Source organism: Marinomonas sp. UCMA 3892 (genome assembly GCF_012726345.1).
Classification (GTDB): domain Bacteria; phylum Pseudomonadota; class Gammaproteobacteria; order Pseudomonadales; family Marinomonadaceae; genus Marinomonas.
Genome location: NZ_PTXN01000010.1, coordinates 1 through 20,897, shown reverse-complemented (window position 1 = coordinate 20,897; position 20,897 = coordinate 1). Strand labels below are relative to the sequence as shown.

15 protein-coding genes are annotated in these 20,897 nt (G+C 42.0%); 11 read left to right on the top strand and 4 right to left on the bottom strand.

Annotation, left to right across the window (positions count from 1 at the left end):
- Positions 1-71: 71 nt before the first annotated feature.
- Positions 72-3,146, bottom strand: coding sequence for an FAD-binding and (Fe-S)-binding domain-containing protein (locus tag B6N13_RS14875; protein ID WP_169459820.1), 3,075 nt, complete (start codon positions 3,144-3,146; stop codon positions 72-74).
- 149 nt (positions 3,147-3,295) lie between these two features.
- Here B6N13_RS14875 and B6N13_RS14870 point away from each other — a divergent pair, with 149 nt between their 5' ends.
- From B6N13_RS14870 to B6N13_RS14825, 10 genes are all read left to right on the top strand, one after another.
- A complete protein-coding gene (locus tag B6N13_RS14870; RefSeq protein ID WP_169459819.1) occupies positions 3,296-4,234 on the top strand; it encodes a cysteine desulfhydrase in 939 nt (312 codons plus the stop codon).
- Between the two features lie 133 nt (positions 4,235-4,367).
- Entirely contained in the window at positions 4,368-5,249 is an 882-nt protein-coding gene (locus tag B6N13_RS14865) for an NAD(+) kinase (RefSeq protein ID WP_012069864.1), read from the top strand.
- A gap of 60 nt (positions 5,250-5,309) precedes the next feature.
- Positions 5,310-6,182 carry a rhomboid family intramembrane serine protease gene (locus tag B6N13_RS14860; protein ID WP_169459818.1) on the top strand — a complete coding sequence of 291 codons (873 nt, stop codon included), beginning with the start codon at positions 5,310-5,312 and terminating at the stop codon, positions 6,180-6,182.
- A gap of 90 nt (positions 6,183-6,272) precedes the next feature.
- The gene (locus B6N13_RS14855) at positions 6,273-6,554 is read left to right on the top strand and encodes a DUF1315 family protein (protein WP_012069866.1); all 282 of its coding nucleotides are present in this window, start codon (positions 6,273-6,275) and stop codon (positions 6,552-6,554) included.
- Complete coding sequence (locus B6N13_RS14850) at positions 6,554-7,378, top strand: DUF2797 domain-containing protein (RefSeq protein WP_169459817.1); 825 nt, start codon at positions 6,554-6,556, stop codon at positions 7,376-7,378. The genes B6N13_RS14855 and B6N13_RS14850 overlap by 1 nt, the downstream gene beginning before the upstream one ends.
- 10 nt (positions 7,379-7,388) lie before the next feature.
- Complete coding sequence (gene pepN, locus B6N13_RS14845; RefSeq protein ID WP_169459816.1) at positions 7,389-10,022, top strand: aminopeptidase N; 2,634 nt, start codon at positions 7,389-7,391, stop codon at positions 10,020-10,022.
- Between the two features lie 182 nt (positions 10,023-10,204).
- Positions 10,205-11,797: a hypothetical protein gene (locus B6N13_RS14840; RefSeq protein ID WP_169459815.1), complete on the top strand. Its 1,593-nt coding sequence runs from the start codon at positions 10,205-10,207 to the stop codon at positions 11,795-11,797.
- 157 nt (positions 11,798-11,954) lie between these two features.
- Complete coding sequence (gene metH / locus B6N13_RS14835; protein ID WP_169459814.1) at positions 11,955-15,692, top strand: methionine synthase; 3,738 nt, start codon at positions 11,955-11,957, stop codon at positions 15,690-15,692.
- Positions 15,693-15,781: 89 nt separating this feature from the next.
- Entirely contained in the window at positions 15,782-16,390 is a 609-nt protein-coding gene (cobO, locus tag B6N13_RS14830; RefSeq protein WP_012069871.1) for a cob(I)yrinic acid a,c-diamide adenosyltransferase, read from the top strand.
- A gap of 108 nt (positions 16,391-16,498) precedes the next feature.
- Complete coding sequence (locus B6N13_RS14825; RefSeq protein ID WP_012069872.1) at positions 16,499-16,852, top strand: RidA family protein; 354 nt, start codon at positions 16,499-16,501, stop codon at positions 16,850-16,852.
- A gap of 71 nt (positions 16,853-16,923) precedes the next feature.
- Here the strand turns inward: B6N13_RS14825 and B6N13_RS14820 are convergent, their stop codons facing one another.
- Complete coding sequence (locus B6N13_RS14820) at positions 16,924-17,418, bottom strand: cyclic nucleotide-binding domain-containing protein (RefSeq protein ID WP_169459813.1); 495 nt, start codon at positions 17,416-17,418, stop codon at positions 16,924-16,926.
- Between the two features lie 300 nt (positions 17,419-17,718).
- Here B6N13_RS14820 and B6N13_RS14815 point away from each other — a divergent pair, with 300 nt between their 5' ends.
- Positions 17,719-19,305 carry an ABC-F family ATPase gene (locus B6N13_RS14815; protein ID WP_169459812.1) on the top strand — a complete coding sequence of 529 codons (1,587 nt, stop codon included), beginning with the start codon at positions 17,719-17,721 and terminating at the stop codon, positions 19,303-19,305.
- A 97-nt stretch (positions 19,306-19,402) separates the two neighbouring features.
- Here the strand turns inward: B6N13_RS14815 and B6N13_RS14810 are convergent, their stop codons facing one another.
- Positions 19,403-20,245, bottom strand: a complete 843-nt coding sequence (locus tag B6N13_RS14810; RefSeq protein WP_012069875.1) for an MOSC domain-containing protein — start codon at positions 20,243-20,245, stop codon at positions 19,403-19,405.
- Between the two features lie 134 nt (positions 20,246-20,379).
- On the bottom strand, positions 20,380-20,897 hold a 518-nt coding region (locus B6N13_RS14805), incomplete at its 5' end, for a group II intron maturase-specific domain-containing protein (RefSeq protein WP_282434081.1).

The window sequence follows — 20,897 nt, the reverse complement described above, 5'->3', positions numbered from 1 at the left end:
AGTGTTCCTTCAATAAAAATAGATAAGGCTCGAATAACCGAGCCTTATTGATAAGCTTTAAGCGTTTAAAACTACTCGACTCGTGCTTCTCGGAGATGCTTCAAGATTGCCTGCACTGGATGAGGAATGGCAACATCATCAAAACGCTTTGCTTGGCTACGGCAAGAGTAGCCTGTTGCCACTAGCTTTCCGAGTAAGCCAGGGTCGGTTACTTTTTCTTTCCAAGACAAGTCATAAATGGTTTTCGAGGTTTCTTTATTGGCGGTTTCATGACCATAAGTCCCCGCCATGCCACAACAACCGACGTTTTCGACTTTTAGTTCCAGACCTAAAATGCTGTACACTTTTTGCCAATCTTGAATTGATGCTGCAGCATTGGTTTTTTCTGTGCAATGCGTCATTAGGTGGTAAGTTGAGTTATCACACATCAAAGGCTGCTTAATGAGATGTGCACTTTTTTTCATCAACCATTCTTGCATCAACTGGATGTTCGGTATTTGACGACTATCGCTAAAGGCTTTGGTGTATTCCGATCGATAAGTAAGCGTCATAGAAGGGTCAATACCGATAAATGGTAAGCCATAAAATGCTAAGCTTTGCAGCATGTCTAAGTTCTTTCGAGCAGTTCGGTTAAAAGCTTTCATGAAACCATGTACATGTAAGGGTTTGCCATTAGGCATGTAAGGCGCGAGATAAGCTTGGAAGCCTAGACGACTTAGAGTTTCCATAGTGTCTAGTACCAATTCGGTTTCAAAGTAACTGGTGAAAGCATCTTGCACCACAATAACGGCGCGCGTTCTGTCTTTTGGACTTAAGGCTTCAATGGCCAATGGTGTAGCTAAGCGAATGCCACGACGCGACATTTCTTTTTTCAGATTGAGCTTGCTCAGTTTGGGGTTGTCGGCCAAACCTATGTACTTGCTACTGAAGTGATTCCCCCAACTACGGCTCACCAACCAATTGTATGGCTGCGGAAATATCGCCATGGTTGGCATCATGAATTCTAGCGAGCCGATAAGATAATCTTTGGCAGGTCGCAGGTAACGGCTGTAGTAAAGCTCTAAAAATTTTGCCCTGAATTCTGGGACATCGACTTTAATTGGGCATTGGCCGACACAAGATTTACACGCCAAGCAGCCCATCATAGATTCATGAACTTCGTTGGAGAAATCATAGTCTCCGCGACGTTTCGCTAACGTGTTTTTAAGCCTTGGCAAGAAGCTGAAAAGAAAGTTGCTATCTTTGGCGTCTTTGCTTGCTTTAACCGTATCAACGCCTTGCTGGCTCATTCCACGTAGCCATTCACGCATTAATGAGGCACGACCTTTTGGCGAATGACGGCGATCTCGGGTGCCTTTCCAGGAAGGGCACATAGCATCATTTGGATCAAAGTTATAGCAGGCGCCGTTGCCGTTGCAATACATGCCTTCCTGAAACTGATCGCGGTTTTGAAGCGGAATCTGACGATCAAATTGACCACGCAAAGGTACCGCATCGATTTTTAATAAATCAGCACCGAGTTCAAATGGTGTAGCAATTTTTCCAGGATTTAATTGATTTCTTGGATCGAAAGCGCCTTTCACTTGTTGAACACTTGGGTAAAGTTCACCAAAAAAAGCTGGGGCGTATTCAGAGCGAACACCTTTACCATGCTCGCCCCACAGTAAGCCGTTGTATTTCTGAGTGAGGGCAACTACCTTGTCGGTGATTTCTCTAATCATCGGCTCTTGAGACTCATCCTTAAGATCAAGAGCAGGGCGAACATGTAATACACCTGCATCTACGTGTCCGAACATGCCATATTGCACGTTGTAGCTGTCTAGAACGGCGCGAAATTCCATAATGAAGTCTGCAAGATTTTCTGGTGGAACAGCAGTATCTTCGACGAAGGGAATAGGACGTTTTTCTCCCTTAGCGTTACCGAGCAGACCAACGGATTTCTTACGCATCGCCCAAAGTTTATTAACGTTGTCATGACCCATTGCGATGGTGTAACCCAAAGCACTGCTACCACCTTGTTTGGCTAAAGTATCGAGCTTATCGGTGAGGACTTTAATTTTATCGGCGACTTCTTGTTCATCATTACCTGTGTATTCGACTAGATTTATACCTTGAATGTTTTCCCCAGTATTTTCTGGAAAAAACTTGGAAACAGAATTCCAAATGATGTCACCTTTAGCAAGGCCTAAAACTTTCGAGTCAACGGTTTCGATAGAGGTTGGTTTAGCAGCCAGAAGTTCACGAGCATGACGAAGTGAACCTTCAAAACTGTCATAACGAATATTCACTAAGGCTGCATACGTCGGAATGGCTAAAAGATTAACTTTGGCTTCGACAATAAAACCTAACGTGCCTTCTGATCCGCAGAGCACCGAGTTCATATTGAACTGGCCATCCTCTGTGCGAATGTGAGCCAAATCATAGCCGGTTAAACAGCGGTTAAGTTCAGGGAAGGTTTCTTTAATTTGTTGGGCTTTGCTTTTCTGAATGTTATCAACAACACGGTGAGCGTGGGCAGAATAATCGCTACCGCTTTGGATGTTAGTAAGTGTCTCGTTATCAATAGGAGAAGATTCTAATAGATGCCCATCTAACAATACGGTTTTGAGTGAAAGAACGTGGTCTCGCGTTTTTCCATACATTACCGAGCCCTGTCCGCTTGCATCGGTATTGATCATGCCGCCAATGGTGGCACGATTGCTGGTTGATAATTCTGGTGCGAAAAACAAACCATGGGGTTTGATGGCTTTATTTAGCTGGTCTTTTACCACACCAGCTTCAACACGAGCCCAGCCTTCCTCGGCATTAATTTCCAAAATACGGTTCATATGCTTGGATAGATCAATCACTAATCCATCCGTCAGCGACTGACCGTTGGTACCTGTTCCACCGCCTCTAGGGCTTAACACGATATCGTAAAATTCTTCTTGGTTGGATAACTGCACCAACAACTGAATATCTTGGGTATTCTTAGGGAAGATAACTCCTTGAGGCAATACTTGATAAATTGAGTTATCGGTCGACAGAACAACGCGATTGGCGTAATCAGGATTGGTGTCTCCTGAGAATCCTGAAGCTTTCAGGCGTTCGATGAAAGAAAGGTATTTAGCCTGAATCGGTGAGACTTCAGAAAGCTTTGGAATCATGGTTCATCTCCACAAATGATGAGTGCGCAGATTTTAACAAATAAACGACTAAGAAAGTGATTTTTCTGAGTTGAAAAAGTGTGTGATACCCCTCTAAAAACTCATGTTATTATGCAAAGAATTTCCATTTACCGTAACTAGGTTCATTTGTGTCTTTTATTCAGCCAATCACTTTGCCACCAGCTTGCCAGCAATCACCCAAGTTTCAATATGAATTAGACATTTACCGTGGTGATCTTGAGCACCCTAACGCACCGGGAAATAAATGGCATAAGCTGCAACATCACCTTAAAGCAGCCGAAAAACAAAACGCCTCTGTCATCGCGACCTTTGGTGGACCTTTTTCGAATCATCTTCATGCTTTTGGGATGACACTTAGAGCTTTGTCTTTTAAAGCGGTTGCTGTTGTTCGGGGAGAATTACAGCCTCAATTGACTCCTACTTTAAGAGATATGGTCGAAGATGCTGTTGAGTTATGGCCTTCTTTAAGATCCGATTATCGACTTGGAATGGATTCACAAATAGTGAGTGAAATAAACAAACACCACGATAATGTCTACTGGGTTCCTGAGGGGGGTGGTGGAGACCTTGGCGCTATGGGCTGCCATGATTGGGCGAACGACATTAGTACTATTGATAATAAATACGATGCTTGGGTTGTCTCGTCTGGAACAGGGACAACCGCTGCAGGGTTATTGTCTAATATCAATACGCCTGATTTACATGTATTCAGTGCATTAAAAGGTGAGCCCGCTCAAAGAAGTTTAATTTTAGACTTAGCAAGTCAGCTAGCAGCTGAGTCAATGTCGAAAGAGAGCTTAGATGCAAAATTGTTTTTTCACTCCGATTGTCATGAAGGTGGTTACGCCAAACACAGTCCTGCCTTAATCATCTTTATGAGAGAGTTTGCACAAGTAAATCCTAACTACCCGCTTGATCCTGTTTATACAAGTAAAAGCATGTTTGCTATTTTTAATGCAATGAAAGAGGGTGCGTGGCCATATCACCGTACATTATTTATCCATACGGGCGGTTTGCAAGGCTGGCGAGGATATTCAAAAGATACTAATCCCTATGCGTGCTCTTAACGAGATGGCGATAGTTAGCGTCTTCATGTTAAAGTTGCCCAACTTATGTAAAACCCACATGAAAAATAAAAACCGTTATAAATATATTAGTGGGTTGATTTGTTTAGATCGATAGACGGGAAGAGAATGACACATGAGTCTTTTTAGACGTGTTGGTATTATTGCTCGATTAGATAAACCTCAGATTCTTGATACGGTTAAGAAACTGATGGAGTATCTTCAAGAAAAAGACATTGCGCCGGTGCTTGAAGACCAGTTAGCGACTATGATGCCGGGTGTAAAAGTCGCATCATCAGCATTAAAAGAGTTAGGTGATCACTGTGATATGGTCATGGTAGTCGGAGGTGACGGTAGTTTCCTTGGTGCTGCTAGAGCAATATGTAATTACGATATTCCTGTACTTGGTATCAACCGAGGTACGTTGGGTTTTCTAACCGATATCTCTCCACACAATCTTCAAGAAGAATTAGACCCTATTTTTCGTGGTGAATACCATGAAGAAAAGCGCTTTATGATTGAAGCGAAAATCAAGCGCCAAAATCGTCCCAGTGGCGAAGGTATTGCGCTCAATGATTTAGTTCTTCACCCTGGTAAGTCTGCTCGAATGATTCGTTTTGATCTATTTATAGACGATCAGTTTGTGATGAATCAAAAATCAGATGGTTTGATCGTCGCTACGCCGACCGGCTCAACGGCTTACGCGCTCTCAGCTGGTGGCCCGATTATGCTGCCTAAATTAGATGCCTTAGTTTTGGTGCCGATGCATCCACACACATTAAGTAATCGACCTATCGTGATTGATGCAAATGCAAGAATCCGCATCGTAGTGTGTGAATCTAACCTTACTTACCCAAGCGTCAGTTGTGATGGCCAGCTTAATATTACAGCAGCACCAGGTGATGAGATCCACATCACTAAAAAAGCCGGTGGAATTCGACTAATACACCCTAAAAATCATGATTTTTATAACGTGTGTCGTGACAAGTTAGGTTGGCAGTCAAGTTACCGACCTTAAACAGGTGGGTTATAGTTAAATTTTTAATCATTTTATAAATATATCCTCTTTAGGGGCTCCATGTATTTTGTCTATCAGTTCAAAGAAACAGAAGACCCTAAAGGGTTAACCGAAGCCTTGTGGCACCATAAAGTGGCACACCAAATTATTTTCAAAGATGGTCATAATGAATTGTGGTTGTTGGATCCAAGCCAATTACCCGCAGTCGAACAACTTATGTCGATTTGGAAAGACGATCCAGCGTTGTTGCAGCAAGCCAAAACAACTTCTTCTGTAGTTAGAACCACCTCTAGAGCTGGGATTTTTTCTCAGCTCAAACTATCGCCAGTAACGACAATCTTATTATTGTTAACTTTGCTGGTGGCAGTAATTACTCAACTTGGTGCAGATATCAAGACAGTTGGCTACTTTTCTATCAGTCCATTTGATATTAAAAATGGGCATATTTACTTTTATGATTTAGCTGAAGTCTTCTCTAAAGGTGAGTATTGGCGTTTTTTTACTCCAGCACTATTGCATTTTAGTGTGCTCCATATTGTTTTTAACACCTTATGGATCTGGGATATTGGCGGTAAATTAGAGCGTATTCTAGGATCGGTCGTTTGGAGTGTTGGTGTTGTCATCATCGCTGTACTAAGTAACGTTTTACAGTATCAGATAAGTGGTTACCCTTTGTTTGGTGGTTTATCTGGTGTGGTGTACGGTTTAATTGGTTTTGCTTGGCTGTTGCCTATTTTAAGCAAGCGCTGGCCAATCATTATCAGCAAACAATTGATGGTGTTTTTTGTGGTTTGGCTGGGCATCGGTTATACGCCTTTTCCTGAAATGTTAGGGCTAGGTAGTATTGCCAATACAGCTCATACCATTGGTTTGCTGTCGGGATTAGTGCTTGGAGTTGTTTACTGGCTCGCGACAAAACACCGTCAAAGTTAGTTAGACTAGCCTTTTGCTGTATTTCAATTTATAGAATTTTACTTATCAGACTTTAACAATAGCCTGCTTGAACGCGGGGAGATACGAAAAATGAATTTTAAAGAAATGATCGACAATATGTCGCCTGAAGTGTACGTCAGACTGAAGCAAGCAGTAGAACTTGGTAAATGGCCCAATGGTGTGAGATTGACGCCTGATCAAACAGAATTATGTCTTCAAGCTGTTATAACTTATGACTACAGCAATAAAGAAGAGAAAGATCGTGTTGGTTACATCGACACCACAGGTCATAAAAACGTCGGTAAAAAAGACCCTGCTAAAGAACAAGACACCATTAAATGGGTTGGCGATGGTCCTGAGGGACAAGATTGATGTTGCAGGGCAATCTTAAAAAAATGTCTACTGAGGTTAATGATGGCCAAGTTTATTACCATCTGAATCTGGGGAATGATAGTGTGTTGGTTAATGACCTGCTGGGCAAAAAAGTCTCTTTGCATCTTGATGGAACAATTCATTGCGTTAATTGCGGCAAGGTAACAAAGAAATCGTTTAGCCAAGGTTTTTGCTTTAATTGCTTTCGGAAATTGGCCGCTTGCGACACTTGCATTATGAGTCCAGAAAAGTGTCACTTTCACTTAGGAACCTGCCGAGAGCCTGAGTGGGCAGAGCAGTATTGCATGCAAAGCCATTATGTTTATTTGGCTAATTCATCAGCTTTAAAAGTAGGCATCACTCGAGGTGATCAATTACCTACGCGATGGATTGACCAAGGGGCGACACAAGCTAGGGCTTTGTTTAGAGTACAAAACCGTAGAATGTCAGGCTTAGTCGAAGCCTTATTTAAAACCCAAGTAGCGGATAAAACTAATTGGCGCAATATGCTCAAAGGATCATCCATTGAGATGGATCTTGAGCAAGAACAAGAGCGTTTAATTGATCGACTTTATGAAGGTTTGGATTCCTTGCAACATGAGTTTGGGTTGCAGTCCATCACTGATTTATCCGATGAAAATGAAACTCACGAATTTACCTACCCAGTTTTAGAATACCCAACCAAAATTACCAGCCTTAATGCAGAAAAAACGCCATTCATCGAAGGTACTTTGATGGGAATTAAGGGTCAGTATTGGATGCTTGACACTGGCGTAATAAACATTCGTAAATACACTGGTTATCAAGCGACATTGAACTTTTAGGAGAGAGCACATGAAAGAGAGTCAACCTTCAGCGATTTATTTGAAAGACTATAAAGTCCCTCCTTTTCTAATTGATAAAACAGAACTCACATTTGATCTAGATGAAGCGACAACGATCGTTACTTCTCGTCTGCATATGCGCCGTAATCCAGCCTTTGGTAAATCGACAGCACCTTTGATTCTAGACGGTGGTGAAGACGTTAAACTGATAGGTGTTGCCATGGATGACTATGCGCTACCTCCAGAGGAGTACCGAATCAGTGAAGACAAACTGATTATTACAGCGACCGCGGATGAATTTGTTCTGACCTGTGAAACCTTGATTGAGCCGCAAAACAACACACGCCTAGAAGGTCTATATCGTTCGTCTTCTATGTTCTGTACACAGTGTGAAGCCGAAGGTTTCCGCCACATTACCTATTACCTCGATCGTCCTGATGTAATGTCAGTGTTTACTACCACTATCATTGCCGACGAAACTCGCTACCCAGTGATGTTGTCCAACGGTAATGAAGTGGAACGTGGTAAAACGGACGAAGGTAAAACTGTTGTTGTATGGCACGACCCATTCCCTAAACCAGCTTACCTTTTTGCCTTGGTTGCGGGTGATCTTGCGGTAAAAAATGATGTGTTTACGACACAAAGTAACCGCGATATTAAACTGCAAATTTTCACCGAGTCGCACAATATCGATAAAGTCGATTACGCAATGGAAGCACTAAAACGCTCTATGCGTTGGGATGAAGAAACCTACGGACGTGAATACGATCTGGATATTTTTATGATCGTTGCTGTAGATGATTTCAATATGGGGGCAATGGAAAACAAAGGGCTGAATATTTTCAATTCCTCTTGTTTGCTTGCTAGCCCAGAGACAACCACCGACGATACCTACTTACGAGTAGAAGCGATCGTTGCCCACGAATACTTCCATAACTGGTCTGGGAACCGTGTTACTTGCCGTGATTGGTTCCAGTTAAGTTTAAAAGAAGGTTTTACCGTATTCCGTGATCAGACTTTTTCTGCGGATATGCATTCTGAAACTGTAAAACGCGTTGAAGACGTTTCTTTCCTTAAAACAGCGCAATTTGCTGAAGATGCAGGTCCAATGGCGCATCCTGTACGTCCAGCATCCTTCATCGAAATTTCTAACTTTTACACTCTGACTGTCTATGAAAAAGGCGCAGAAATTGTCCGCATGATTCATACATTGTTAGGCGCTGAAAAGTTCCGTGCTGGTTCAGATTTGTATTTTGATCGTCACGATGGACAAGCCGTGACCTGTGATGATTTTGTTGCTGCAATGCAAGATGCCTCTGGCTTTGATCTTTCTCAATTCAAACGCTGGTACTCTCAAGCAGGGACGCCGATTATTACTGTCACAGATAGCTTTGACGAAGCAACCGGAATTTATCGTTTAACCATGTTGCAAGATACGCCAGCCACACCAGGTCAACCAACAAAATTACCGCTGCATATCCCTATACGTGTTGGTTTACTTAATGAGCAAGGTACAGCCTTATCAGCAGAGGTGAATGGCGTTGTTGCAGAAGATCATGTGTTGCACTTGAAATCTAGCAAGCAAGAATTTGAGTTTAGTAGTTTAACCGTGAAACCTGTGCCATCTTTGCTACGCGGCTTTTCTGCACCGGTGAAATTACGTTACGATTTTTCCACAAAGGATCTATTGCTTTTAATGTCATCTGATTCCGATGGTTTTAACCGTTGGAGTGCATCGCAACAATTAGCGGTTAACGAACTTACAGCGTTAATCAATCAAGTAATTGAAGGAAAAGAATTATCGATTGATTCTCAGTTAGTTCATGGCTTTAAAGCCTTATTAAATGATGAAACGCTAGACCCGGCGATGGTGGCGTTAATTCTTGCATTACCAAGTCAGGCTTACTTATCTGAATTAGCTAATCCGATTTATCCAGCCGCCATTAAACAAGCGTGCCAATATTTAAAAGGCCAGTTGGCTAATGCATTGTCGACAGACTTTGAACGTGTTTATCACGAACATAAAATCCAAGGCGAGTACCAAGCAACCGCTGAAGATATCGCTCACCGTTCATTGAAGAATATTGCCTTATCTTATTGGGTTGAAACGGGTAATGAGCTTGCTCAGCAAGAGGTTGTGACGCAGTTTCAAACGGCAAATAACATGACAGATCAATTTGCTGCGCTTTCTATTGCTGTGAATTCTCAACATAATAAGGCAGCGGAGCTACTGGCTGCTTTCTATGAGCAGTGGAAAACTGAGCCACTGGTTGTGAACAAATGGTTAATGCTAAGTGCTAGCCAAGAGCAAGAAACTGCTTTGGCTACTGTTCAAAGCTTGATGGAACATCCGGCCTTTGATTTGAAGAATCCAAATAAAGTTCGTTCTGTACTTGGAGGTTTTGGACAGAGTGTTGCAGGTTTCCATAAGGCAGATGGCAGCGGTTATCATTTCTTAGCTGACCAAATTATTTTATTGAATAAACGCAATCCGCAAATTGCTTCTCGTCTTTGCACACCATTAACGCGATGGAAAAAATTGCAGCCAGAGCTAAGTCTAAAAATGAAAGCTGAACTTGAACGTATTTTAGCGGAAGATTTGTCTAAAGATGTTTATGAAGTTATCTCTAAAAGTCTTGCGTAGTAATTAATAGAGTGGCTAGATTAAAGTTACAAAGCCCTTGAGGAGTTCTCTTCAAGGGCTTTTTTGTTTTTTCTATGATATGGATTAAATGGTTACCTTTACTACTTCTTTGCATTCTATACTTAATTCTGGCATAAGAGTGTTAACCTATTGTCGACCTTGAGTTTATTAAGGAGCGAAAAATGAAAGTACGTACGACGATTTTGATTCCTATTACTTTGGGCCTAATGATGTCAGGCTGTACGACATCTTCACGCCAGCAGACTGACTCTGTGATTGAGCCAACTGCTAGTTCTACCGAATCAGTTTCTCAAACCACATCTCAAGCCCCAGTTGTTAACGTAAAAGAAATGCAATTAGAAAAAGGGGTAGGGGCAAAAAACACACTGATTGATTCCCTTCAAAAACAACTTGCGAGTAATAAAAGGCAGCTTGCTTCCTTAAATAAATCTCTTGATGAAAAAGACATCATCATAACTAAGTTGCAGAAATCACCGTCGAGCGCCAAAACTTTAGCGGCATTAGAAGAACAAAAGAAATTACGAGAATCACTTGAATCACGCTATGCTGCATTAAAATTAGATAATGATTTACTTACACGTCGTATCGGTCAGCTGGAGAATGAAAACTCTTCATTAAAACAGCAGGTGTCTAGCTTAGAAAATCTGCCGACATCACAAGATGACTTTAAACAAAGCTATTTTGCATTGTTGGATGATAATGCAGAATTACAAAGCAAATACGCTAATTTAGAAGCGGATAATAAAGCCAATCAAAAACGGCTTACAGCCCTTAAAAAAGAAAATTTGATGTTAGGGGGAGCTCTTTCTGATGCAAGAGCTCAGCATCAAGTTTTATGGGACAAAATTCAATCATTAGGTGGCGATGACTCTGCTCGTTCCGAAAGCGTGCCGCAATCAAGCGCTCCAGTTATTCAGCCAATTACGGATGATAATTCAGATTACGAGCGTGAAAATGAGCGGATGCGGATTGAGCTGGCTGACTTAAAAAACCAACTAGTAAAGCAAAAAGCCCTTATCGAAGAATATAAAAGTGATGTTTTAAAATTGGAGTCAGCACTTGATGAAGGTGCGGATTATGAGGCTCGCTGGAAGGAGCTTGATAATAAACTAGCTCAAGCTCAGCAAAATAATGCTGCGTTAACCGCCCAGCTTAATGCAGCTGAAGAGCAGCTCGTCGCTAGTCAAACGGAACTTAGCGCATTATCTGCTAGCCTAGCCAGTACTCAACAAGCGTTGGAAACAAACGAAAATAGCGGTATATCAGTAACTGCAGCAATAGAAGCTTTGCAATCGCAAATGAGCTCAACATTACAGAACGTACAGTGGCAACTGCCTAATGAAATTGCTTTGCATAACAATTTTGAAATTTTGGTTTCTGCAGACGTTCGTCCTTCACTTTCCGGTCAGGTCTATCAAGCTGAGTTAGTTACTGACAGTGATATTCAAATGATCAGTGATCGTATCGCTAGCGCAGTCGTTCAAAATGGCCGTTTGCAATGGCGCTGGCGCGTAGCTGGATTAAACGAAAAGCCGGAAGCACAACTTAATCTATTTGTTAGTCAGCAAATTGCCTTCCAAGATCAAACGATTCAACGACAAGTATATCGAGGTAATGAGACCTTATCTTTGATTAATACTAACCTAATTGAAAAATATGGTTATTGGGGAATTGCAATTTTGCTTGGCTTGTTAGGTGGTTTTCTTATTGGCCGTATTAACAAATCAAAAAATAATCAAGAACTGAATTCTTAAAACTTCTGCGACATTAAAAAATGGCGAAGCTAACCTTGATTTGTTAGCTTCGTTTTTTTACCCTCGGATCATTCAACTCCTCATTACTTTTTTTCAACGCGCAAAGCAGCACTTTTCGGTATAGTACATTTGCATATTCTTTTTTGAGGTGGTGAGAGTGGTAAAGTCCGATTCGTATTCTATTATTGAGAAACGACTAGCTGAAAACGTATTGATTCTAGATGGTGCCATGGGCACCATGATTCAGGGATATAAATTAGAAGAAAAAGATTATCGCGGCGAACGTTTTGCTGAATGGAATAGTGACTTAAAAGGTAACAATGACCTGCTTTCTTTGACTCAACCAAAGATAATCAAAGATATTTATTCCAGTTATCTTGCTGCTGGAGCGGACATCATTGAAACCAACACTTTCAACGCCAATTATATATCCATGCTTGATTATCACATGGAAGGCCTCAGCTACGAGCTGAATTTTGAATCGGCTCGCTTAGCACGTGAAGCGGCAGATGAATTTACCAAACAAAATCCAAATAAACCGCGATTTGTAGCAGGGGCTGTTGGACCCACTAGTCGAACTTGTACTATTTCACCTGATGTTAATGACCCTGGTTTTCGTAACGTACATTTTGATGAGTTGGTAGATGCTTACACTACTGCCGTTGATGGTTTAATCAAGGGTGGCGTTGATATTATCTTAATTGAAACTATCTTCGATACCTTGAATGCGAAAGCCGCTATCTATGCTGTATTGGATTACTTCGAAAAAACGGGTGTGCGTTATCCGATAATGATTTCTGGCACCATTACTGATGCCTCTGGTCGTACTTTATCCGGTCAAACCACGGAAGCTTTTTGGAACTCTATTTCTCATGCTAAGCCTATTTCAGTTGGTTTGAACTGTGCTTTAGGTCCAAAAGAATTACGTCAGTATGTTGAAGAGCTTTCACGTATTGCCGACACTCACGTATCTGCTCACCCGAACGCTGGATTGCCAAATGCCTTTGGTGAATATGATGAATCCCCAGAAGAAATGTTAGAAGAAATTCAAGGGTGGGTAGACTCTGGTTTTCTGAATATCATCGGGGGGTGTTGTGGTACGTCACCAGAACACATTGCCACGTTCGCAAAAGCCTTTGCAGATTCAACTCCAAGGGTAATTCCAGAGATTGAAAAAGCCTGCCGCTTATCTGGTCTTGAGCCTTTTAATATCGATGGTAACAGTTTGTTTGTTAACGTCGGTGAACGTACTAACGTTACCGGTTCGGCAATGTTTAAACGTCTTATTAAAGAAGGTGATTTTGATACGGCTTTGGATGTGGCTCGACAGCAAGTTGAAAACGGTGCGCAGATTATCGACATCAACATGGATGAAGGCATGTTGGACTCGCAAGCGGCGATGGAGCGATTCCTTAAACTCATCGCATCTGAGCCTGATATTTCTCGTGTGCCTATCATGCTCGACTCTTCTAAATGGGAAATCCTAGAAGCGGGTCTGAAATGGATTCAAGGTAAGGGTGTTGTTAACTCTATCAGTATGAAAGAGGGCGAAGACAAATTTCGCGAACAAGCTCGTAAGCTTATGAAATATGGTGCTGCAGTCATCGTAATGGCGTTTGATGAAGTTGGCCAAGCAGATACTCGTGCACGTAAAATTGAGATTTGTCGCCGTTCGTACCACATATTGGTAGATGAAGTTGGCTTTCCACCAGAAGACATTATTTTCGACCCAAATATCTTTGCCATCGCAACAGGTATCGAAGAGCACAACCGTTACGCCTTGGACTTTATTGAGGCTACGGGTGATATTACCCGCGAACTGCCTTATGCCAAGGTATCTGGTGGTGTATCTAACGTGTCTTTCTCGTTCCGTGGTAATAATCCTGTTCGCGAAGCGATTCACGCTGTGTTCTTATATCATGCGATTAAACAGGGTATGACAATGGGGATCGTCAACGCAGGGCAACTTGCTTTGTATGAAGATATCCCAACGAAACTGCGTAACGCTGTAGAAGATGCGGTACTTAACCGTACACCTGATGCAACAGATAATCTGCTTGCTATAGCTGGCGAGTTTGCTGGTACTGGCGAAGTAGCGGAAAAAGAAACCCAAGAATGGCGAGGTTTGCCTGTGTCAGAGCGTCTTAGTCATGCTCTAGTGAAAGGTATAACAGAGTTTATAGATGAAGATACTGAAGAAGCACGTCAAGCCTTTGCCCGACCTCTTGAAGTGATCGAAGGGCCGTTAATGGATGGAATGGGCATTGTTGGTGATCTATTTGGTTCTGGCAAAATGTTCTTACCACAAGTGGTAAAATCCGCCCGTGTAATGAAAAAAGCCGTTGCCTACTTGATGCCTTTTATCGAGGAAGAGAAGCGTCTTAATATGGATACAGCTTCATCTAGTAATGGCAAAATCGTTATGGCCACTGTAAAAGGTGACGTTCATGATATCGGTAAGAATATCGTTGGCGTCGTTTTGCAATGTAATAACTTTGAAGTGATCGATCTTGGTGTCATGGTTCCCGCAGAAAAAATCTTGCGCACAGCCAAAGAAGAAGGTGCGGACATGATTGGTTTGTCTGGCTTGATCACACCGTCTCTTGATGAGATGGTACATGTGGCAAAAGAGATGGAGCGCCAAGGATTTGATTTACCCGTTATGATAGGCGGAGCCACCACGTCAAAAGCCCACACAGCAGTAAAAATTGAGCAAAACTATAAACGTAATCAAGTAGTACATGTTACCAATGCATCTCGAAGTGTTGGTGTAGCAAGTGCTTTGTTAAGCAAAGACAAAGAGCGCCGCCAGAAATTTGTCGATGAAATTAAAGCTGACTACGAAAAAACTCGAATTCGTTATAAAGACAGAGCCAAAGCGGGTCGTCGAGTCTCCTTGGATAAAGCACGGCAGAATAAAGCTCCAATTGCATTTGATGGCAGTAATGTGGTTCAGCCTAAAAAGCTTGGTATCACGGTACTAACCGAAAATGATATTGATCTTAATTTGGTTAAAGATTACATCGATTGGACGCCATTCTTCCAAACGTGGGAGTTGGCTGGCGCTTATCCACGCATTCTTACCGATGACGTGGTCGGTGTTGAGGCAACGCGTGTTTTCGAAGATGCATTGAAGATGCTTGACGAAGTGATTGCGACCAAGAGTTTGCAAGCTCGTGCTGTGGTTGGATTATTCCCTGCCAACCAAGTAAATCATGATGATATTGAAATTTATGCAGACGAATCTCGTAGCGAAGTCGTCGAGCGTTTGTCTTTTCTTCGAATTCAAAACGAATTAACAGCGCCTGGTAAATATAACCACAGTCTAGCAGATTTTGTGGCACCAAAAGAAAGTGGTGTGGCGGATTATATTGGTGCTTTTGCCTGTGCTGCAGGTTTTGGTATTGACCCTCTTGTGGCGAAATATGAAGCAGATCATGATGATTATAATTCTATTATGATCAAAGCGGTGGCTGACCGGTTGGCTGAAGCGACGGCAGAGTATTTACACGAAAAAGTGCGTAAAGAATTTTGGGGCTATGCTGAAGCTGAAGAATTAACCAACGAGCAATTGATCAAAGAAAAATACCAAGGTATTCGTCCGGCACCAGGATATCCAGCTTGCCCTGATCACACAGAAAAAGCCAAGCTTTGGTCTTTGTTGGATGTGAAAGAAAAGATAGATATGGAGATCACTGAGAGCTTTGCCATGCTACCAACCGCGGCAGTAAGTGGCTGGTACTTTGCCCATCCGGATACGACTTACTTCGGTATCGGTAAAATTGGTCCAGATCAAGTGGATGATTACGCTGAACGTAAAGGAATGAGTAAGGATGATGCCGAGCGTTGGTTAGCACCTAATCTTGGTTATGATCCTGAAGACGATCGTATATAAGTTTCTTTTTTGTCTCTTATGCTTAAATAAACCTAATCTGCGATGTTTGTCAGCGCAGGTTGGGTTTTTCTATTTTAAAGGATATTTGCATGTCAAAAACCATTAAAGATCCAGAGCAACACAAAAAACGCATGCAGGCGATTAAGTCACATGTTGATAAACGTATTGCCAAAGCCCAAGAAGATAAAGGTACATTTGTTCTGCTTACAGGAAATGGTAAGGGAAAATCTAGCTCAGCGTTGGGTATGGTCGCCCGTGCTTTGGGCCATGGAATGAAGGTTGGGGTGGTTCAGTTTTTAAAAGGTGAATGGAACACAGGTGAGATCGATTTCTTCAAGCAGCAAGCAAACGTGCAATGGGAAATCATGCCAGCGGGGTTTACTTGGGAAACGCAGAACCGTGAATCTGATATCGCTTCATCTGAGCAAGCATGGGAAAAAGCCGCCGCTATGTTGACTGATCCAAGTATCGATTTGGTGGTGCTCGACGAGTTAACCTACTTATTGCATTATGAGTATTTACTTGAAGATGATGTACTTAATGGCTTGATGAATCGTCCTGAAAATCAGCATCTTGTAGTAACTGGTCGCGGTGCTTCAGATGCTCTGATTGAATTGGCCGATACAGTCAGCGAGATAAAAGAAGTAAAACATGCATTTAAACGAGGTATTAAAGCTCAAAAAGGGCTGGAGTTTTAATGCGTTGTCGTTTTATATTAGTCGGCTAGAAATTTATCAAGAGTTTTATAGAACACATTCTAATAATAAAGTTATGATTTTTTAACTCTCAATTTAATAGAGGTTTTTATGGCAACCATTGAGCGCATGGAAGTTGGTCAACGCATGAGTCGTATCGTTAAGCACAATGAAACGGTATATCTTTGCGGCCAAGTTGGTGCTGATGCGAATACGGATATTACCGAACAAACACGAACCATGTTAGATAAAGTGGACGTTTTGTTAGAGCAGTCAGGGACAGATAAATCCTATATTTTATCTGCTACTATTTATCTTCGTGATATGAAAGATTTTGCAGCGATGAACGCAGTTTGGGATGCGTGGATTCCTGAAGGGCATGCTCCAGCAAGAGCTTGTGTAGAAGCTAGATTGGCAAGACCAGAGTTATTGGTCGAAGTATCTGTTGTTGCTGCTTTAAAATAATACTCTTGGATGGGCTGGGGTCTTGTACGCCAGTCTATCTTTAATTTGATTCTACATACTTTTCTAGCTCCTTAATTTCTTTTTACCACTACATCGTTTTCCACCAAAGCATTGCTTAATGCTCGAATAGTTCTTGCCATATCCCGTGATAAGTTCATTAGCAAAATTCCAAAATCGAATGGATATTGGTCGTGAAAGTCACTGAATAGCTGAGTGGATATTTCGAGCAGTAAGCTATCTTCTAGTGCGCAAAGGCTGCCAACTCGTTCGTGTAATGCAATCATCGATACGAAGCCAATTGCTTCACCGAAGCAAATTGTTCTGGTTCGTAGTTTCTTTTCGCCATGTTGCTTATAGAAGTCCAACTTGCCATGTAATACAGCATGGAAGCTTTCCCCCTTACTGCCATAAGAAAAAATCTCATCGCCTTTGGTGACTTTGTGTAAAACGCCTTCATTCAATAGAAACTGAATAGAGGCTTCCGATAAAGCGCCAAAAATAGAGCCTTCTTTCAAATGCTTTGGCGATATGTCGTATTGTGATTCTTTTGCTAGGACGGTTTTCATTTCTCTCTCCGTCTATATGAGTTCTTTTTATATCATCGGCCAAAAAATTCATTTCTGAATAGCCAATAGGTTTATATTAGTTTTAGGCTTATTCGAGCTAAAACAGTAGTATCGTTTTGTATTGTATTTATAGTTTTTGGACTCTGTCTGTAACAGTAAGTTCGCCTTTTTTTGGTAATAAATGCTTTCACCCTTAAAGAGTCGAGTCAATCTGTGCGATAATGCGCGGATCAGCTTTGCTCTGACGATTTAGTCTACTAAGAGCACAATTATTTACCTCATGATAAACGGAAGAATACTTTGTTAACGACGGCCAACATCACCATGCAATTTGGTGCAAAACCCCTTTTTGAAAACGTTTCTGTCAAATTTGGAGAAGGAAAGCGTTACGGTCTTATCGGCGCGAATGGATGTGGTAAATCCACTTTCATGAAAATTTTAGGTGGCGATTTAGAGCCAAGTTCAGGCAACGTTTCAAAAGACCCAAATGAGCGTCTTGGTAAATTGAAACAGGATCAATTTGCTTACGAAGAATATTCTGTTATTGATACCGTTATCATGGGTCACACAGAGCTTTGGGCGATCAAGTCTGAAAAAGATGCTATCTATGCTAATCCTGAAATGACAGAAGCGGACGGCTTACGTGCAGGTGATCTAGAAGCAGAGTTTGCTGAAATGGACGGTTACACAGCGGATGCTCGTGCTGGAGAGTTATTGCTAGGTGTTGGTATTCCAACCGAGCAGCATTATGGTTTGATGAGCGAAGTAGCTCCAGGTTTAAAACTGCGAGTTTTGTTAGCTCAAGCCTTGTTCTCTGATCCAGAGATTCTGTTGCTGGACGAGCCAACAAACAACCTAGATATCAACACTATCCGTTGGCTGGAAGGTGTCTTGGTGGAGCGTAATTGCACCATGATCATCATTTCCCATGACCGTCACTTCTTGAACTCTGTTTGTACTAACATGGCGGATTTGGATTACGGTGAGTTGCGTTTGTTCTCTGGTAACTATGATGAATACATGACGGCGGCGACTCAAGCTCGCGAGCGTCTATTGTCAGACAACGCGAAGAAAAAAGCGCAAATCAACGAACTAAAATCGTTCGTAAGCCGATTCTCTGCTAACGCATCTAAATCTAAACAAGCAACGTCTCGTGCTAAGCAAATCGATAAGATTCAGCTTGAAGAAGTTAAGCCTTCAAGTCGTCAGAATCCGTTCATTCGCTTTGAGCAAGAAAAGAAACTGCACCGTATGGCTGTGCAAATTGAAAACGTTGCAAAATCGTATGATGAAGAGATCTTTAGTGGTCTGAATATGATGGTTGAAGTGGGTGAGCGCATTGCAGTCATTGGTCCAAACGGTATCGGTAAAACGACTTTACTAAAATGTTTAGTTGGTGACACAGAGCTAACTAAAGGTGAAGTAAAGTGGTCTGAGAATGCCAATATCGGTTACTACGCTCAAGATCATGCTCATGAGTTTGAGAAAGACGTTGATTTAATAGAATGGATGGGGCAGTGGGCGCAAGAAGGTGACGATGAGCAAATCATTCGCGGTACTTTAGGTCGTCTTTTATTCTCTCAAAACGACATTAAGAAATCAGTGAAAGTACTTTCAGGTGGTGAACAAGGGCGCATGCTATTTGGTAAGTTGATGTTGCAGAAGCCTAACGTACTTGTCATGGATGAGCCAACCAACCACATGGATATGGAATCTATTGAATCACTGAACTTAGCGCTTGAGAATTATCCAGGCACTCTGATTTTTGTCAGTCATGACCGTGAATTTGTGTCATCTTTGGCGACTCGCATTGTTGAAGTAACGAGCGATGGTATTGTCGATTTCCACGGTACATATGATGAATACTTGGCTAAAATAGAAGCTTAAACCAAGAAATAATATTCTTGATATAAAAAAAGAAGGCTGAGTGCCTTCTTTTTTATATGTTTTTCATGGTGAAAATAGATGAGAGTGACTTAAAACTTTAAGCTTTACGTCTGTCTACATACACTTCTGGTTCTTTGTATTCAAGAACTTCAACCCCGTCGCCTACGTTAACTACTCCAGTGTTTAGTGCAATCATATTGAGGCCAAAAGTAATGCTTTCCTTATCAAGCAGACGAAATTTAGCTAACGTTTTTAGCGGCTCGCCTTTTTTACTTCGTTGCGCTGTGATTGGGTTCAATGTTGTAAAGATACAGCGGTCACAAGGTTTAACGTTCTCAAATTCTACCTCTCCAATACGGATTCGTTTCCAGCTGTCTTCCTCAAACGGCTTATTGCCTTTAATAACCAGATTTGGACGGAATTGCGCCATTTGAATATCTTCAGGACAAGTTCGATTAAGCTCAGCCAGAGAGGCTTCAGTTGTCAATAAAAAAGGATATCCATCAGCAAAACCTACAGGAACTTCGGGCCTTCTTTTGGTAAAACGTTCAGATTTTTCACCAAAATACACCAATCTTACTGTTTCGCCTGCTATCTCACTAAACCACGCATTAGCATCTTCTTGAGCAAGCTGTGCGTTGACTGAGTTATCCCAAACAGTGACTTCTGCATACTCATTGGAAAAGGCAGATGAATTGAGAGATAGCTCATGAGCGAGCTTTGGATGTGAAAGCTGCCACGCACCGTTTTTACTAGGCTTAGCCGTTACCAATGTGATATTTGGGTGCTTTCGACCCGTAATGAATTCGCCGTCAGGTTTTACGAGCATGTAGCGTCGATCTCCACAAAGTCCGGTACTCTCAACTTGACTTGATGGTAAAGATATACCTTGGATCGATTTTATCGGATAGATAGCAAGTTCACTTAGGGTGTACTGCATGGATACTCCATTTTGTGATTTTTTGAGAGGTTTTTATTATTGCCCAAGAGGAAAATCATTCCAATATCGAGTAGGGTGAGGCGTTGCCGCCTCATCCCTCTCACAGAACCGTACGTACGGACCTCGTATACGGCTCATGCAAACTTCCATTCAGTATAAACACTGAACACATACCCCGTTCTCACTTCTTCAAGATTCACCAAACCTTGCTCATCGAACCATTTGTTTGGCATCGCGTGGCTGGCTAATGGACTCGCTGCATTTCTCCAACTGGTCATCGAGATGTACTTAAACGGCGGCTTGTAGCCCAGTTGCTTGAGCCTTCGATGCAGCCGTTTAGGTTTCTTCCATAATTTTAGTTGAGCACTGCGAAGCCGTCTCCTTAACCATTGGGCGATTTTCTTGAATTCACCACTCGCATTGGCAATCCTGAAGTACTGTCTGAACCCTCTTAATAGCGGATTCAGCTGTTTGATCACATCACTCAACGGTTTACCGCCGTTTCGTTTCGTCATCTGCTTAAGCCGTTGTTTGAACAAGTCCAGTTTCTTGGTTTGGATTCGGGTATATCGACTTCCGATCTCCACGCCTAAAAACTTCACTCCCTCACGACTGTGCGTAAGGTGCGTCTTTTCTTCGTTCACTTTGAGCT